At 62.9% G+C, this 16,166-nt stretch carries 17 protein-coding genes; 5 read left to right on the top strand and 12 right to left on the bottom strand.

Annotated features, from left to right (window positions below; translation table 11 throughout):
* Positions 1–98 precede the first annotated feature (98 nt).
* The gene (locus I2H31_RS23120) at positions 99–1,331 is read left to right on the top strand and encodes an NAD(P)-dependent oxidoreductase (RefSeq protein WP_196295429.1); all 1,233 of its coding nucleotides are present in this window, start codon (positions 99–101) and stop codon (positions 1,329–1,331) included.
* A 174-nt stretch (positions 1,332–1,505) separates the two neighbouring features.
* Here I2H31_RS23120 and I2H31_RS23115 read toward each other — a convergent pair whose 3' ends face one another.
* The 4 genes from I2H31_RS23115 to I2H31_RS23100 form a co-directional block, all read right to left on the bottom strand.
* On the bottom strand, positions 1,506–2,252 hold the full coding sequence (locus tag I2H31_RS23115) for a hypothetical protein (protein WP_196295428.1): 747 nt from the start codon (positions 2,250–2,252) through the stop codon (positions 1,506–1,508).
* Between the two features lie 263 nt (positions 2,253–2,515).
* The gene (locus I2H31_RS23110) at positions 2,516–5,077 is read right to left on the bottom strand and encodes a T9SS type A sorting domain-containing protein (protein WP_196295427.1); all 2,562 of its coding nucleotides are present in this window, start codon (positions 5,075–5,077) and stop codon (positions 2,516–2,518) included.
* A gap of 181 nt (positions 5,078–5,258) precedes the next feature.
* On the bottom strand, positions 5,259–5,477 hold the full coding sequence (locus I2H31_RS23105; protein WP_196295426.1) for a CsbD family protein: 219 nt from the start codon (positions 5,475–5,477) through the stop codon (positions 5,259–5,261).
* Between the two features lie 205 nt (positions 5,478–5,682).
* Entirely contained in the window at positions 5,683–5,937 is a 255-nt protein-coding gene (locus I2H31_RS23100) for a hypothetical protein (protein WP_196295425.1), read from the bottom strand.
* 237 nt (positions 5,938–6,174) lie between these two features.
* Here I2H31_RS23100 and I2H31_RS23095 point away from each other — a divergent pair, with 237 nt between their 5' ends.
* The gene (locus I2H31_RS23095; protein ID WP_196295424.1) at positions 6,175–7,728 is read left to right on the top strand and encodes a tetratricopeptide repeat protein; all 1,554 of its coding nucleotides are present in this window, start codon (positions 6,175–6,177) and stop codon (positions 7,726–7,728) included.
* A 73-nt stretch (positions 7,729–7,801) separates the two neighbouring features.
* Here the strand turns inward: I2H31_RS23095 and I2H31_RS23090 are convergent, their stop codons facing one another.
* The gene (locus I2H31_RS23090; RefSeq protein WP_196295423.1) at positions 7,802–8,188 is read right to left on the bottom strand and encodes a hypothetical protein; all 387 of its coding nucleotides are present in this window, start codon (positions 8,186–8,188) and stop codon (positions 7,802–7,804) included.
* A 167-nt stretch (positions 8,189–8,355) separates the two neighbouring features.
* Here I2H31_RS23090 and I2H31_RS23085 point away from each other — a divergent pair, with 167 nt between their 5' ends.
* From I2H31_RS23085 to I2H31_RS23075, 3 genes are all read left to right on the top strand, one after another.
* On the top strand, positions 8,356–8,757 hold the full coding sequence (locus tag I2H31_RS23085; RefSeq protein ID WP_196295422.1) for a hypothetical protein: 402 nt from the start codon (positions 8,356–8,358) through the stop codon (positions 8,755–8,757).
* A 122-nt stretch (positions 8,758–8,879) separates the two neighbouring features.
* Entirely contained in the window at positions 8,880–9,887 is a 1,008-nt protein-coding gene (locus I2H31_RS23080; protein ID WP_196295421.1) for a hypothetical protein, read from the top strand.
* Between the two features lie 115 nt (positions 9,888–10,002).
* Positions 10,003–11,058: a DUF3089 domain-containing protein gene (locus tag I2H31_RS23075; RefSeq protein ID WP_196295420.1), complete on the top strand. Its 1,056-nt coding sequence runs from the start codon at positions 10,003–10,005 to the stop codon at positions 11,056–11,058.
* On the opposite strand, the gene I2H31_RS23070 is transcribed toward I2H31_RS23075, so the two are convergent.
* The 7 genes from I2H31_RS23070 to I2H31_RS23040 all read right to left on the bottom strand — a co-directional run bounded on the left by I2H31_RS23070 (position 11,052) and on the right by I2H31_RS23040 (position 16,165).
* Positions 11,052–11,360: a hypothetical protein gene (locus I2H31_RS23070; protein WP_196295419.1), complete on the bottom strand. Its 309-nt coding sequence runs from the start codon at positions 11,358–11,360 to the stop codon at positions 11,052–11,054. The two genes, I2H31_RS23075 and I2H31_RS23070, sit on opposite strands and share 7 nt — an antisense overlap.
* A gap of 65 nt (positions 11,361–11,425) precedes the next feature.
* Complete coding sequence (tsf, locus tag I2H31_RS23065; RefSeq protein ID WP_196295418.1) at positions 11,426–12,262, bottom strand: translation elongation factor Ts; 837 nt, start codon at positions 12,260–12,262, stop codon at positions 11,426–11,428.
* A gap of 153 nt (positions 12,263–12,415) precedes the next feature.
* The gene (gene rpsB, locus I2H31_RS23060) at positions 12,416–13,183 is read right to left on the bottom strand and encodes a 30S ribosomal protein S2 (RefSeq protein WP_196295417.1); all 768 of its coding nucleotides are present in this window, start codon (positions 13,181–13,183) and stop codon (positions 12,416–12,418) included.
* 18 nt (positions 13,184–13,201) lie between these two features.
* Complete coding sequence (rpsI, locus tag I2H31_RS23055; protein ID WP_046246877.1) at positions 13,202–13,588, bottom strand: 30S ribosomal protein S9; 387 nt, start codon at positions 13,586–13,588, stop codon at positions 13,202–13,204.
* Positions 13,589–13,623: 35 nt separating this feature from the next.
* Positions 13,624–14,076, bottom strand: a complete 453-nt coding sequence (gene rplM / locus I2H31_RS23050; protein WP_196295416.1) for a 50S ribosomal protein L13 — start codon at positions 14,074–14,076, stop codon at positions 13,624–13,626.
* Positions 14,077–14,237: 161 nt separating this feature from the next.
* On the bottom strand, positions 14,238–14,951 hold the full coding sequence (locus I2H31_RS23045; protein WP_196295415.1) for an RluA family pseudouridine synthase: 714 nt from the start codon (positions 14,949–14,951) through the stop codon (positions 14,238–14,240).
* Positions 14,952–15,112: 161 nt separating this feature from the next.
* The gene (locus I2H31_RS23040) at positions 15,113–16,165 is read right to left on the bottom strand and encodes a sensor histidine kinase (protein ID WP_196295414.1); all 1,053 of its coding nucleotides are present in this window, start codon (positions 16,163–16,165) and stop codon (positions 15,113–15,115) included.
* Position 16,166: the final 1 nt, after the last annotated feature.

Here is a 16,166-nt window from a genome sequence, read left to right as displayed (position 1 = left end):
AAGCCCCATGCTTTGCCGGTGCTCATCCCAGGGATTAACCTTCGGGCAATGTTGAAAACTTTAGCTTTGCATTTCCCTCCATCACCCACCACCCACCCATGTCCCGCACCATTGGCCTCATTCGCGAAAGCAAAACCCCGCCCGACAAGCGCGTGCCCCTCACGCCCAAGAAATGCGTGGAAGCACTGAGCACCTTCCCCGGCCTCGGGCTGGTGGTGCAAAGCAGCGCCATCCGCAGCTACGCCGACCAGGAATACCGCGACCTGGGCCTGGAAGTGCGCGACGATGTGAGCGACTGCGACGTGCTGCTGGGCGTGAAAGAAGTGGCCGTTGACCAGCTCATTCCCAACAAAACCTACCTCTTTTTCTCGCACACCGTGAAGAAGCAGCCCGCCAACCGCCAGCTGCTGCAAGAAGTGCTGCGCCGGAACATTACGCTGGTCGACTACGAGATGCTGACCAACGAGCGCGGCGAGCGCATCGTAGCGTTTGGGCGCTACGCGGGCATTGTGGGGGCCTACAATGGCCTGCTCACCTACGGCCGCAAGCACGGCCTCTACGAGCTGAAGCCCGCCTGGCAGTGCGTGGACATGGACGACATGCAGGAGGAATTTTTCAAGGTGAAGAAGCTGCCGCCCATCAAAATGGCCGTCACGGGCTCGGGCCGCGTGGCGCAGGGCGCCCTGGAAGTGCTCGACCGCATGGGCATCCGGCGGGTGAGCGTGTACGACTACCTGTACCTGGATTTCAACGAGCCGGTGTACGCGCAGCTGCGCAGCTCCGACTACAACCGCCGCCGCGACGGCCGCGTGTGGGACACCGCCGACTTCCACAAAAACCCGCAGGAGTACGAGTCGGCCTTCGGCATGTTCGTGCCCGTGACGGACTTGCTCATTGCCTGCGCCTACTGGCACCCGGCGGCGCCCCGTTTGTTCGAGGAAGCCGACACCCGGATGCCGGGCTTCCGCATCAACACCATCGCCGACGTGACCTGCGACGTGGACGGCTCCATTCCCGTCACCAAGCGTAGTAGCACCATCGCCGACCCGGCTTTCGACTACAACCCCGCCACCGGCGCGCTGGAGGCGCCCTACTCCGGCCCCGCCAACCTCACGGTGATGGCCGTGGACAACCTGCCCTGCGAACTGCCCCGCAACGCCAGCCGCGACTTCGGCCGCCAGCTGCTGGACAACGTGTTGCCCCACCTGCTGGGCCCCGACGCGGAGGGCGTCATTGCCCGCGCCACCATTGCCACCGGCGGCGCGCTCACGCCCCGCTACCAGTACCTGGCCGACTACGTGGCGGAGCTGGAGTTAGGAGTTAAGAGTTAGGGGGAGGAGTCGGGGCGTCTGTCATCCTGAGCGCAGCGAAGGACCTTCTCACCGAGGAACGACTTGCAGTAATTAAGTGCAGACGGCGCTGACGTGAGAAGGTCCTTCGCTGCGCTCAGGATGACAGACGCCCCGACTCCTCCCCTTTAACTCCTAACCCCTAACTCTTACCTCCTAATACCCCTCCTCCTGGTAGCCGTAGGCCCGCAGCTTGGCCTTCCAGGTTTTGGGGTACTGGGCCCGCAGCAGGTAATAGATGGCGCGCAGCACCTCCGTCACTTGGTCGAGCAGCTCGTTTTTGGTGTCCACCACCGTCGAGACGGCACCCGCGGCGTTGCCGGCCGTGGCCAGGGCGGTCCGGTAGTCGTCGCGCATGGCCGTCCAGTAGGCGAGGCCGTATTTTTTGGTTTTCAGGCCGTGCTTCGCCAGGCCAGTGAGCAGGGTGGTGAGGGCGTTGAGGCGGTCTTGCTGGCCCTTCGGAAACACGTAGCTGCCGTGCTGCAGCCGGAAGCCCAGGGCCGGCAGGTAGCCGCGCACGGTGGCGTCGTCCGCGTCCTCGTATTGCGCCTCCAGGTAGGTGCGCACGTTGCCCAGGCGCTGGTTGATTTCGGCGTCGAGCCGGTCGATGGCTTCCGCGTTGGGGCTCACGTCGGCCTTGGTCACGTTGGCCGTGTCGAGGTGGGTGGCCAGTTCGGCCGCCAGGGCCGTAAAGGTGGCCGGCGGCATCCACATCAGGCCCAGCGCGGCGTTGGCCGCTGCCCCGGCCGCGTAGGCGGGGGCCACGGCGGTGGCCAGGGCCGTGATGCCCACCTCGGTGGTGGGCAAAAAGCGGGTGGCGCGGCCTTTTTTCTTCGGGGCCGGGGCGGCGGCATCTCCGGCAGGGGCGGCATCGGGCGAGCGGTGGTAGGCGTGGAAATGCATAAGCTGAGGCTTTTAGGCATGAATGTGTTTGCTAGATAGGCATTATTTGCCAGACGCCCCCCGCACGCATCTGCGCCGGGGGGCGCCGGTGCTCATGCCCCCCCCAACGCAGTTGCGCCAGGGGAGCATGTGCACCGGCGCCCCCCGAACCCATTTGCGTTTGAAGGGCGCGAGCCCTGACGCTCCCCAAACACAACTGCGTTCAGGGGGTGTGAGCACCGACGCCCCCTGAACGCAGTTGCGCCAGGGGGCGTCGGCCCGGCTTATTCCAACGCTACGCGCCGCGTCACGGGGCCGGTGGCGTACTGCACGCGTAGCACGTAAGCACCGGCCGGCAGCGCGCCCGTTGCCAGCGTCAGTTCGGCTTGCGGGGTGGGCTGGGTGAGCACCACGCGCCCCAGGGCATCGAGCACCTCCACGCGCTGGGGGCGGCTGGCGGCGTCCAGGGCCAGGTGCAGGTAGGCGTGGGCCGGCACCGGCCAGGCCAGGGTGGGGGCTTTGGGCCGGTGCCGGGAAGCCACGCTCAGCACGTTGGGGTCGAGGAGCCGGGTGAGGCCCGTGTAAAAGGAAGAACCGTTGACCGACGTGAAGGCCCCGCCCGCCACAATGGCGCCATCGGGCTGCACCAGTAACCGGAATATCGGGCGGTCGGGGCCCGCGGTGGGGGTGTAGCTGACATCGAGGGCGCCGGTGGGCAGCAGGCGCGCGCTGCCATGGGCCTGGGCGCCGCTGGTGAGCAAGGCCCCACCGGCCAGCAACCGGCCGTTGGGCTGCAAGGCCAAGGCGTACACGTTGCTTTGGCTGCCCAGGGTAGTGGTGAAGGTGACATCGGGCGTGCCGTCGGGCAGCAGCCGGGCCACCGCGCTGCTGGGCACGCTGCCGAACTGGGTGAACTGCCCGCCCACGTAGAGGCGGCCGGCCGCGTCGAGCTGCAGGGCCCGCACCGCCTCAAACGTCACCGTGGCGGGCGTGGTCACGAAAGCCGGGTCGGGGCTGCCGTCGGGCAGCAGGCGCTGCACCAGCGCGTAGGGCCGGCTGCCCACCGTGCCCTGGCCGCCCACCACAATCCGGCCATCGGGCTGCACCAGGAACTGCACCACGTTGAAGGCCGACGGGTAGGCGAAGCTAGCATCGACCTGGCCCGTGCTGCCCAGCAGCCGGGCCGACGTGCGCGACGCATTGGCTCCGCCCCCGGGCGTGAGGATGAACATACCCGAAATGAGGACGTTGCCGTCGGGCTGCACGGCCAGGGCGCGCACTTTGGGCACGTTCAGGGCCGAGGGCGGCGGCTGAATGGGGGACGCAAAAGCCGCGTCGGCCACGCCCGTGGGCAGGAGGCGCCCCAGGGCCTGCCGCGTCGTGCCGCCCAGCAGCGTAAAGTCGCCGCCCACCAGCAGCTTGCCGTCGGGCTGCAAGGCCAGGTCGTACACGATGCCGTTGGTGGCGGCGGCCGTGGTGAAAGCCGCGTCGGGCGTGCCGTCGGGGTTGAGGCGGGCCAGGCTGCCGGCCGCCACCCCGCTGATTTCGGTGAAGATGCCGCCCACCAGCAGCTTGCCGTCGGGCTGCAGCGCCAGGGCCATCACCTGGCCCGGGTTTTTCAGCTGCGGGTCGAAGCCGGCATCCACCGTGCCGGTGGGGTTGAGCAGCTTGTAATTGGTGAGCAGCTGCCCGTTGGCCAGCAGCTGCAGCGACGTGGGCGCCTCGGGGTACAAGGCTCCGCTGATTTGCTGGGTTTGAAAGCTTGTGTCCAGGCTGCCACTGGGCAGCAGGCGCGCCACCCGGCCAATGGGCTGCCCGTTGTAGGAAAGGGCCGTGGTGGCCACGAGGATGCCGCCGCCCGGCTCCACCACCACCGGCTGCGTGGGCAGCACCGGGCTGTTGAACCCGCTGCTAAAACTGGTGCCGGTTTGAAACGACGCATCCGGAGTGCCGTCTGGAAGCAGGCGGATGAGGGGCGGAGGTGGGGTGCCAATGCCTTGATAAAGCACGTAAGCGGCCAGGATTTTGGCATCGGGCTGAACGGCCATGCCGGCAATAAAATGGCCGCTGGCGATAACAGGGGCGCTAAAGCTGGTATCCAGCGTGCCGGCGGGCAGCAAGCGGGCCAGCAGACCCACCGCCTGTCCTTGCACCGTCGAAAAGTAGCCAGCCAGCAGCAATCTGCCGTCGGGCTGAAGCACCACCCGATTTATGTAAGCATACTGCCCATTGCTATTCGAAATGCTGACTTGAAACGTGGCATCAAGCGTTCCATCGGCGTTGAGGCGAATTAGTCGGTTAACGGTTTGGCCGTTGAATTGCGTGAATGCCCCGGCCAGCAACAGTTTCCCGTCGGGCTGTACCACTACATCGTTCACCCCCACGCTGGGGCCAGTACCCGTGTTAAAAGAAGCGTCCGGGGTTCCGTCGGCGTTGAGGCGCAATAAGCCACGCCGACTGACCGTGCCCAGAGTGAGTAGGGAATTATTGGCCTGTGAGAAGAGCAGGAGCTGGTCGTTGGGCAGGGCGATAAGGCGGTCCACCTCGGCCACGTTTAGGCTAGCCGTGTTGGCCTGAAACACCGCATCGACCTGGTTGCTGCCCGCCAGCAGGCGCACCAGGCCGTTGCTGGTCATGGCGCCCACTTGCCGGAAGCTGCCCAGCAGCACCCGCTTGCCGCTGGGCAGTTGCACTACTTGCCGGGCAGAGGCTGCGATGGCTACGTTGGTGGCCTGAAACGTGGGGTCAATGGTGGGGCCCTGCGCCCGGGCAGTGCCAGCAACTAGCACCAGGCAGCCCAGCGCCCACAGCCCAAAACGTCCTCGGAGTAGAAAGTTTGCTTTCATAAATGGAAATAAAATACGAAAGCCTCACGAGCAAGAATAGCGCCGATTCTGCTATGTAGTTGGGAGTGCTGTGCAAAGGAATGCCAACAAAAAAGCCCCTTCTGCTACCAGGAGGGGCTTTTGAATAACTAAGCAGCGGCGGTGGATTGGAAGGCGCCTTGCTTGGTCAGATTCAGTTGGGCTAGAACGTGCGGTGGAACCAGTTCTTGATGTCTTCCACGGCGTGGCCGGTTTTCTCTTGCAGGCGGCCGAACCACTCGTCCTGCTTGCCGTCCTCGTAGTCGAGGTCGTCGTCGGTGAGCTGGCCCCACTTCTGCTTGGCCTCGCCTTTTACTTGGTTCCAGTTGCCGCGAGCCTTCAGCTCGGTTTGGTCGTTGAGGTTATTCTGGTTGAGGTCCATGAGTGAAAAAGATGAGAAGGGTAAGGAAATGTGGATGGGAAGGAGGTAAACAGTTGGGCTTGTACGCGGGGCCGCCGGGCGGCGTTGAAGGCGCCGCCCCAAATGCCCGAATGTTGTACGGCCGCGCTTGGGCTAAGCAGGGCCTTGCCCACGAAAAAGCCCCGCCACTGGGGTGGCGGGGCTTCGGGCAGGCGGCGTGGGCCACTTACTTCTGCGGCGTGGCGGGCACTTCTTCCACTACTTTGTCGGCGGGCGTGTTGCGCACCATGGCGGTGTCGCCGGGTTCGCGGGCCAGGTCGGCTTTGGCGCTGTCCACGGCGTTGTCCATTTTGTCGCCGGCCTCGGAGGCGGCGTTTTCGGTGGCGGTGGCGGCGTCATCGGCTTTTTTCTCGGAGCACGACGTGGCGGCGAAAGCGCCGAAAGCAGCCACCAGGAGCAGGGATTTGAAAGAGGTTTTCATGGGATTTGGAAGGAAACGAATGGTTGAAAATCGACCTTAATGAGCGGCCCGGGCAAAAGGTAACCCGCCCAACTGCCACGCGGCGCGGCAGTTGGGCGCGGCAGCTTAACCGTACGGCGCCCCAATTTCCAACGTTGCCAGCGCACTAGCCTCCGGGCCTGAAGGCGGCGGCAACTGGAAAATTCAGCCGCGGAAAATTTTGCCGCGCCGCCGCGCCCAGCGCCGTAATTTGGCCCCATGGACGACCTGCGCACCACGCTGCTGACCCTGAGCTCCGACGAGCGCCGCGATTTTGGCGTGTTCATTCAGCGGCAGCGCCGCAAGACCGCCGGCCGGCAAGACTCGCGCCTCTACGAGCTGCTGGTGCAGGCCAAGGAGCTCAAGCCCGAGAAGCTCATCGCCAAGCTCTACCCCGACGGCCCCAACCCCGCCGCCTACTACGCCCTGCGCAAGCGCCTGCTGCGCCACCTCACCGACTTCCTGCTGCTGCGCCAGCGCCAGCTCGACACCACGGCCGCGGCCTCGGTGCGCGGGCAGCTCACCCTGGCCCAGTATTTATTCGAGGCCGGCATTCCGCGCCTGGCCTGGAGCACGCTGCGCAAAGCCGAAAACCTGGCCCACGAAAGCGAGCAGTACGAGCCGCTGAACGCCGTGTACAACCTCCAGATTCAATACGCCGACTCGCCCTACGCCCCGCCGCTCGACGAGATTCTGCCCCGCTACCGCCTCAACAAAAAAGCTGCCGACGAGGCCGAGCGCGCCAACATTGCCGACAGCCTGCTGCGCCAGCGCTTGCGCGAGTCCCGCGTGCGCGGCCGGGCCACGGTGCCGGTCGACGGCATTTTGCAGAACATTCTGGCCGAGTACGACCTGCAGGAAGCCTTCGCCCGCTCGCCGTCGCTGCTGAGCCGGCTCATGTCCATCGCGCGCAACGCCATGCTGGTGCGGCGCGATTTTGCGTCGTTTGCGCCCTTCATCGAGCGCTGCTACACGCTCATGGAGCGCCGCCACGGCTTTGCGCCGGCCCAGCGCGGGCACCAGCTGCGGCTGCTCTACATGCTGGCCCACGCCCTGTACCGCTCGCGCCGCTTCGCCGAGTCGGTGGCGTACCTGGAGAAGGGGCAGGCCTTGCTGGCGGGTGGCCCGGCCCGGCAGTTTGGCGAGTTTGTGCCGCGCTTCACCTTTTTGCTGGCGGCCAATTACGCTTTTTTGCGGCGCAACGCCGAGAGCATTGCCCTGCTCGAAGCCATGCTGCGCGGCCCCCGCCCCCTGGCGCCGGGCGACGACCTCACGGCGCGCTTTCAGCTCTCGTTTCACTACTTCGCCGAAGGCAAATTTGCCAAAGCCAACCAGAGCATGCTCAGCCTGGGCCGCACCGACCACTGGCTGGAGCAGCACCTGGGCCTGGAATGGATGGTGAACCGCAACATCGGCGAGCTGCTGATTCAGTTCGAGCTGGGCAACCCCGAACTGGCCCTGACCCGCCTGCGCGCCATCGAGAAAACGCTACGCGAGCAGTTTCCGGCCGTGCCGGCCGAGGGCGACGCGCCCGCCGCGCCCGTGGGCGGCCCCTACAACCCCGTGCTGCTCTACCTGGGCTTTGTGCGCGAGGTGATTGAAAACCCCACCGCCGCGCGCCAAACCGATTTTTTCAACCGGGTGGCGCACATTCCCAACTTCCTGTCCTTCGACCGCGAGGACCTGCAAGTACTGAGTTTCTACGCCTGGCTGCGGGCCCAGACGCTGGGCCGTCCTTACTACGACGTGCTGCTGGAAATGGCCGCGGCATAGCCGCCGGCACGAAAAAGCCCGGACGCCATAGAGCGCCCGGGCTTTCTCGTGCCTCTTGCTAATGGTGAGCTGGCTACTTCTTGCTGGCTTCTTTGGCGTTGGCCTTGGCCTGCTCGGCGGTGCGCTCGGCGGCGTCGCCCATGGCACTCATTTTGGCGTCCAGCTTTTCGCCGGCGGCATCGAGCTTTTTGCCGGCAGCGTCCAGCTTGGTGTCGAGCTTCCGACCGGCCGCGTCCAGCTTGTCGCCGACGGCGTTCAGTTTGGCGTCCAGCTTGGCGCTGGCGGCGTCCAGCTTGGCACCGGCTTCGGCCGCGGTAGTGGGACGGGTGCTGTCGGTGCTGACGGTGGTCGTGGTGGTGCTGTCGGCCGCGGTGGTGGTTTCGGCGGTTTTCTGTTCGCAGGAAGCGGCGGTGAAGGCCACGGTGGCGGCCACAAACAGGGTTTTGAGGGCAGTTTTCATCGGAATCTGATTCTGAGTGGATGGATGCCGTTTAATCAGAGTCAGCGGCAAAAGGTAACCCGGCCCGCGGGCACCTCCGGCGCGGGTGCGGGGCCGGGAGCATAGGCTAACTTTTTAGTCTCGGCGCTAGTATAGCCCCTGACGCATCTCTCTTTTTCCGCATTCTCATGGATTCAACCGCCAACATTCCGCAAACGCCTGCCACTCCCGAAGTGCCCCTGGCCGTGAGCGACCAACAAAATACCGCCCTGCTTGACGACACGCTCACCTTCCTCACCGCCAGCACGCCCACCAATTCCGGGCCGCAGGGCCGCGCCGAAATCGAGCGCTGGGAAGCCGTGCTGGCCTCGTCGGACCGCCCGGGTCTGGCCAAAATCAAGCAGGAGCTCGGCCAGCTAAATGAGTTGCTGGCCGACCCCAAAAGCCCGGCCCACGACATCGCCGAAATCCTGGCCAGCCTCGGCGCCGAAACCGCCAAAGTAGCCGACGACGCCGGCGGCGAATACAGCGGCCCACTCAACAACTTGAGCAAGCTGCTCCTCAAAGCCGGCAACTCGCTGTCGCGGTAGCGCCGCGCCCGCCATTTCGTAACCATTGTAGCGCGAACTTTGTAGTTCGCGTCCCCGCGCCGCTGGCCCAACGTTGGGCCGCCGAGCTGGGACGTGAACTACAACGTTCGCGCTACTGCTTTATGCCTTCCTACGCCCCCGCCGACCTGCTGCCCTACGACCCGTTCGACGGCATGCGCTTCGGCCCCGAAACCTGCTTCCTCAGCGGCCAGCCCACCGGCCCCGACGACACCGTGCCCGTTTTCGCCGACTGGCTGCAGGCCCGCTACCACTTGGCCGAGCGGCCCATTCAGTTGCTCGACCAGCGTACCGTCCTCATCCAAGACCTGCGCCTGCCCGCCAGCCCCGCCGCCCGCCAGCGCATCGCGGAGCTGGAGCGCCGGGTAGAGGCCGCCAGCCTTGAAGGCCCCGCCGCGTTGCGCGCCCTCGGCGACGACGCGCTATTCCTCTGGATGGGCAAAATGTTCTACGGCATCTTCATCACCGAGCTGCTGAACGAGTTTGAGCCGCTGATAAAACCCAAGTACCCGCTGGCCGAAAACGCCGCACTGGTGCGTCGGTTCCAGGCGTTTTTCCAACTCCTGCAAGGCCTGCGCGTGCCCACCGAGTACGCCGATTTTGTGCCCGGCTCCATCTTCGTGCTCGAAGCCGACCCTACCGAGGACGTCACGCCCTTTGAGTACGACGACGACCTGAACACGCTCGTCTTCAGCATCAAGCTCGACAAAGCCGTGCTGGTGGCCTGTCTGGTCGACATCGGTTTGGTGGGTCAGGCCATGCGCAAGGTCTACGCCGATGCCCAGCGCCCGCTGCACCCCGTCCAGATTGCCGAGTTCAAAGCCCGCGTGTACTACGCCGCCCACCTGCTGCACGTCGTGCCCGACCTCTACCCGCGCCACCCGCGCCCCAGCGACACCCAACTGGTATTCGATGCGCTGATTGACGACGTCACCGGTGCCATCTTCAACCCCTGGGAAAACTCGGCCTACACCCAGGCCCTGGCCGAAATGTGGCAGCGCTGGAACATCACCCTCGCCGACGTGGTGGCCAAACCCGCCGAGCCCATGACGCTGCTCTACGACGAAGCCGGCGAGCCGCGGGAGTTGAAGCATTGGCCTGCGACGGTTTAATCAAGTAAATAGAACGTCATGCAGAGCGCCAGCGAAGCATCTTTACCGCGCAATGCAATCAAATTACCATTGCGGGAAAGATGCTTCGCTCCGCTCGGCATGACGGCTTGATTTTATGTTCTCGCTACCATCCTACCTGCGCACCGCATTGATTGTGACGCTGCTCCTGCCGCTGAATGGCTGCATCCGGCTGCTGCTCAAGCCCAACCGGGATTTTGAGAAATACACGCCCCCGCCCGCGCCCGATTACGCGCAGGCCAGCAACTGGGCCGCCCTGCCCACCCGGCGCGACTCGGCCGATGCCGTACCCCGCTATTCTGCCTTGCGCGATGAGCAAGCCACCGCGCCCGTCGACGTATTCTTCGTGCACCCCACCACTTACTACTCGGCCCACGCCTGGAATGCCGACCCGCGCAAAAAAGGGCTGAACAAGTACACCGACCGCACCACCATCAAGCAGCAGGCCAGCGTATTCAACGCCACGGGCCGCATCTACGCGCCGCGCTACCGGCAGGCCACCATCTATTCCTTCCTCGACAAAGAGCCCAACGGCCAAAAGGCCCTGGAACTGGCGTATTCCGACGTGCGCGCCGCCTTCCGGTACTACCTCGCGCACTACAACCAGGGCCGCCCTTTCATCATCGCCAGCCACAGCCAGGGCACCGACCACGCCACGCGTCTGCTCCACGAATTCTTCGACAAACCCACCCCGCTGCGTCGCCAGCTCGTAGCCGCCTACCTCATCGGCTTTCAGGTCAAGCCCAACGAATTCCTCACCATCAAGCCCTGCGCCGACTCGCTGGCCACCGACTGCTTCGTCGCCTACAACACCACCGACGCCGGCCACGAATCGGCCATGTTTCAGCCCAGCATCGCCGTCAATCCCCTCACCTGGACGCTCGATTCCACGCTGGCCCCGGCCTCGCTGAATCGCGGCGCCGTCAGCCTCGGCTTCAGGCACCTGCACCCCCAGCTCACCGGCGCCCAAGTTCACCACGGCCAGCTCTGGGTCATGGCGCCCCGCTTCAAAGGCTACCCGCACTTCCCGCCCTCCGGCAAGAAGAAGCTGCGCTACTCTCGCCACATCGCCGATTACGCGCTGTTTTACATGAATATCCGCGAGAACTCGAAGGCGCGGGTGCGGGCGTGGCTTGATAGAAAAGGTCAGTGAGGCGTTTCCGATAAAGCGAAGTCAAAAGCCTTTTTGAAATGCATCACACTCAACTGTGGCATGGCCTGACTGAAATGTTCAATATTCCGCCAAAATGCAGTTTCATCAAAGTCAGCAAAGTCGTTGGCTGCGGACAAAGCAAAATTGTGAAGCAAGTAGGCTACTGCGCCAGAGTAATTGACTTGATTCCGGCACTGTTGGTCGGTCAAATGAGCAGAGCTGTCGGGCGTAGGGGTTGTGCGAATATCAAGTAGAAATTGATAAAGCAAATAGCGGTACGCCCGCTTTCTATGAGATTCCATAGCCACAAAGAAAAGCCCCGCCGGCACAATGCCAGCGGGGCTTTTCTTTCAGCTAAAAACGGCAATTAAGCACCAATAGCCACGCGCTTGAAGTCCGACACCGTCATGCCTTTCGACTTGCTGTCGAGCAGCTGGGCGATGGTCATCGAGCCGTCTTTCACGAACTCCTGGTTCAGCAGGGTCTGCTCTTTGTAGAACTTGTTCAGCTTGCCTTGGGCGATTTTCTCCAGCATGGCTTCGGGCTTGCCTTCGGCACGCGCCTGCTCTTTGCCGATTTCGATTTCGCGCTCCACCGTAGCCGAGTCCACACCGTCTTTGTCAACGGCAACGGGCTTCATGGCCACAATTTGCATGGCCACGTCGCGGCCCACGGCAGCCACATCGGCCGAGCCCACGTTCTTCAGGCCCACGAGCACGCCTTTCTTGCTGTCTGAGTGGATGTACGAAGCCACTTTCTCAGCGGTCAGGGTCACGTAAGTCAGGTCCAGCTTCTCGCCGATTTTGCCGGTCAGGTCGGTGATGTGCTCCTGAATGGTCAGGCCATCGTCCTCTTTCACGGCCAGCAGCTCCTCTTTGGTCGCGGCGTTGGTGCGCACAGCGGCATCCAGGATGCGCTGCACCAGCTCGCGGAAGTTAGCCACTTTGGCTACCGATTCGGTTTCGCAGGCCAGGGCCACCAGTTTGCCGTTGGTGCCGTCTTCGCTCACGCTCACGGCCACAAAGCCTTCCGAGGTTTCGTTCTCGGCGCGCTTGTCAGCGATTTTCTGACCAGCCTTGCGCAGAATGTCGCGCGCAGCTTCGAAGTCGCCATCGGCTTCGGTCAGGGCTTTTTTGCAATCCATCATGCCGGCACCGGTCATGGTGCGGAGCTTGTTTACGTCTGCGGCGGTAATAGCGGCCATTGGAAGTAGCGCGGACTTTTAGTCCGCGAATTAAGTGAATGGTTGTTTTTGAAAAGGGTCGCGGACTAAAAGTCCGCGCTACGAAAAGAAAAAGGGAACCTCCGGAGCCTAGACTACTCGAAGGTTCCCTTTTTTCAAAGAGCTCAGAAGGGACTATTCTTCGTCAGCAGCCGTTTTTTCGGCAATGGCCGCCTCGTCGGCTTCCTTGCGGTCGGCGTCTTCTTTGTCAACTTTGCGCTCCGACAGGCCGTCTTCGATGGCCTTGCCAATCACGCTCACGATGAGCTGAATCGACTTCGAGGCGTCGTCGTTGGCCGGAATCGGGAACTGCACCAACTCGGGGTTCGAGTTCGTATCGCAGATGGCGAAAACCGGGATGCCCAGTTTAGCAGCCTCTTTCACGGCGATGTGCTCGCGCTTCACGTCCACCACAAACAGCGCAGCGGGCAGGCGGCCGAGGTCGGCGATGCCACCGAGCACGCGGTCGAGCTTGGCGCGCTCACGCGACATCATCAGCTTTTCGCGCTTAGCCAGTGCAGCGTAGGCGGTATTCTCTTTCACCATCTTGTCGATGGTGGCCATCTTCTTCAGGCTCTTGCGCACCGTGGCGAAGTTGGTGAGCATGCCGCCCAACCACCGGTCGGTCACGAAAGGCATCTTCAAACGCTCGGCTTCCGTCGTAACGATTTCCTGCGCCTGCTTTTTCGTGGCTACGAACATGATTTTGCGGCCGCTCTTCGCGATGTTGCGAATAGCCTGGGCTGCGTAGTCAAGCGAAACCAGCGTCTTGTTGAGGTCAATGATGTGGATGCCGTTCTTCTCCATGAAGATGTACGGCGCCATTTTGGGGTCCCACTTGCGGGTGAGGTGACCAAAGTGGGCACCTGCGTCGAGCAGGTCCTTATAGGTAGTCTGGGCCATGATAAATTTCCTCCTGGATTAGCGTTTCGAGAACTGGAACGAACGACGAGCCTTGCGCTTGCCGAATTTCTTGCGTTCCACCATGCGCGGGTCGCGGGTGAGGAAGCCTTCCTTCTTCAAAGCAGGACGGGTTTCCTCGTTGTCGCTCACGAGCGCCTTGGTGATGGCCAGACGGATAGCTTCGGCCTGAGCCGAAATGCCGCCGCCGCGCACGTTCACCTTGATGTCGTACTGGCCGACTTGCTCAAGAATTGCCAGGGGTTGGTTCACGACGTTCTCCAGCAACTCGTTGCTGAAATACGACTTCATGTCCCGGTCATTGATAGTGATATTCCCTTGCCCGGCCTGCATGTAGATGCGGGCCACCGAGGTTTTTCTTCTACCAGAGGTGTTGGTAATTGCCATTTAGTGGAAAAATAAAAGCGTAAGCCGGCGTTGGCTTACAGGTTTTTCAGTTCGATAGCCACGGGCTGCTGTGCCTCGTGGGGGTGCTCGGTGCCGGCGTACACGTACAGGTTGCGGTACTGGGCGGCGCCGAGGCGGTTGTCTTGCAGCATGCCTTTCACGGCGTGCTCAATCACGCGGCGCGAGTCGCGGTTCATTTGCTCGCGCACGGTGCGACGCTTCTGGCCGCCGGGGTAGCCCGAGTGGGTGATGTAGACCTTCTCGGTCATTTTCTTGCCCGTCACGCGCAGCTTGTCGGCGTTGAGAACGATGACGTTGTCGCCGCAGTCCGAGTTGGGGGTAAACGAAGGCTTGTGCTTGCCACGCAGGATGTTGGCAATCTGCGAGCAAACGCGGCCCAGCGGGGCTACGCTGGCGTCTACGATAACCCAGCTCTTCTGGGCGTTGGCCTTACTGACGTGGGTCGTCTTGAAGCTCAGGTGGTCCATGAGTCGAAAAAAAGGTATGCTAAACTATTGAATAAGAGTACGGAGCCGCGTAGGCTTCGGGAAAAACGGACACAAAGGTACTGATTTATGGGGAAATAGCCAACCCGGGGTCGGAAAATATTCCTGCAAACCAAGCCACTGGCTCGCTAAGGCAGCAGAAGCTAGTGGTTTTGGCGCAGCGCTTCCACCAATACCCGGAAGTCCTTCGGGTAGGGCGCCTCCACGGAAATCTCCTCGCCATCCAGCCCCACAAACTGCAGGCGTAGCGCGTGCAGGGCAAAACGTTTAATAAAGGGCTGCTCTTCCTCGCCCTCCTTCATATTGAACCTTTTTTTCAGCGAAGACAGGTAAAAGTCCTCTCCGCCGTAGTCCTTGTCGCCCACGATGGGCGCCTGCAAATACATGAGGTGCAGGCGAATCTGGTGCATGCGGCCGGTTACGGGCTCGCAGAGCATGAGGGCGTGGCGCGCGAAGGTTTCGAGCGTGGTGAAGTGGGTTTCGGCTGGCTTGCCTTTGTACGCCAAGCGCGCCTTGCCCCGGCTGGTGGTTTCGATGTTGCGCTCCACCACTTCGTCGTGCATCTGTGGGGTGCCCCACACCACGGCGTGGTACTGCTTCTTTACCTCGCGGTCTTCAAACTGCATGGCCAAGTGGCGGTAGGCCGCCGGGTTTTTGGCAAAAGCCAGTGCGCCGCTGGTTTCGCGGTCGAGGCGGTGGGCGGCCTGGATGTCGTCGTGGTGCTGGCGGGCTAGGCGCAGCATGTTGGGAGCGCCGCCCACCCGCTCATCGAGCGTGGCCAGAAACGGTGGCTTGTTGACGACGAGGTAGTCGTCGTTTTCGAAAATAACGAGGTCGGAGAAATTCGGAAGCTTCATAAGAAGCCGCAAAGGTACGGCCTGTAACCGGCGGGCGCCGACCATGAACGGTCATGTCGAGCGCAGCCGAGACATCTCGCGTGCGGTAGTAATCCCACTGATGGAGTTACCATTTCACGCGAGATGTCTCGACAAGCTCGACATGACGTTCTTTTTCCGTTCTAAGCGCCCATTTTCGGCTTGCTCAGCTTGAATTCCAACGTGGTACCTTCGCCCACGGTGCTTTTCACTTTGATGGTGGACTTGTGCGCCTCCACGATGTGCTTACTGATGGCTAGGCCCAGCCCGGAGCCGCCCGACTCGCGCGAGCGGCTTTTGTCGATGCGGTAAAATCGCTCAAAAATGCGGTTCTGGTGCTCGGGCGCAATGCCGCTGCCGTCGTCGCGCACGGCGATGCGGACGCCGCGGCTGCCCTCTACCAGCGCCACCACCACGCGGCCGTGGTCGCGGCCGTACTTGATGGCGTTATCGACGAGGTTGACCAGCACCTGCCGGATGCGGTTGCGGTCGGCCACCACCAGCAGCTCGGCCGGCAGCGTGGGTGGGAATAGTTCCAGTACGGTGCCGCGGCGTGCGGCCTGCTGCTCCAGCAGCTCAAATATTTCGCGCACCAGCGCCACGAGGTCGAAGCGCTGGCGACGCATGCGCACCACGCCTTTTTCGAGTTGGGCAATGGTGACGAGGTCCTGCACCAGCGCGTCGAGCGTGTCGAGGCTGGCGGCGGCTTTGGCCAGGAACTTGCGCCGGGTGGCTAGGTCGATGTCGTCGTCCTCGTCGTCGAGAATGGTATGTACGAAGCCCTGCGCGGCAAACAGCGGCGTCTTGAGCTCGTGCGAGACGTCGGCCAGAAACTCGCGCCGCAGGGCCTGCAGGCGCACCAGCTCGTCCAACTCCTGCTGCCGGCGTTCGGCCATGAGCAGGATTTCGTCGCGCACCCGCTTCACGGGCTCGGGCCGAAACAGGAATTTGCTGCTGAGTTTCTTGAACTCCTTGCGCTTGATGTGCTCCAGCCCAGCATAGATGCCGTTGATTTCCCGAAAAATCAACGCTTCGAACGACAGGTACACCAGCAGAAAGCACGCCGCCACCGTGACGCCCGCCGCCAGAAACGCCTCCCGAAACGGCAGCGTGGGGCCAATGCGGGCATACGCCGTGAGCACGCCCGCCACCAGCAGCGCAATGAGGATGGCAATGGTGCGGGAAGAAAGATTCATC

The sequence above is a fragment of the Hymenobacter ruricola genome (assembly GCF_015694525.1).
GTDB lineage: Bacteria > Bacteroidota > Bacteroidia > Cytophagales > Hymenobacteraceae > Hymenobacter > Hymenobacter ruricola.
Note: the sequence above shows the minus strand (reverse complement) of the source record. Positions and strands in the feature narration are given on the sequence as shown.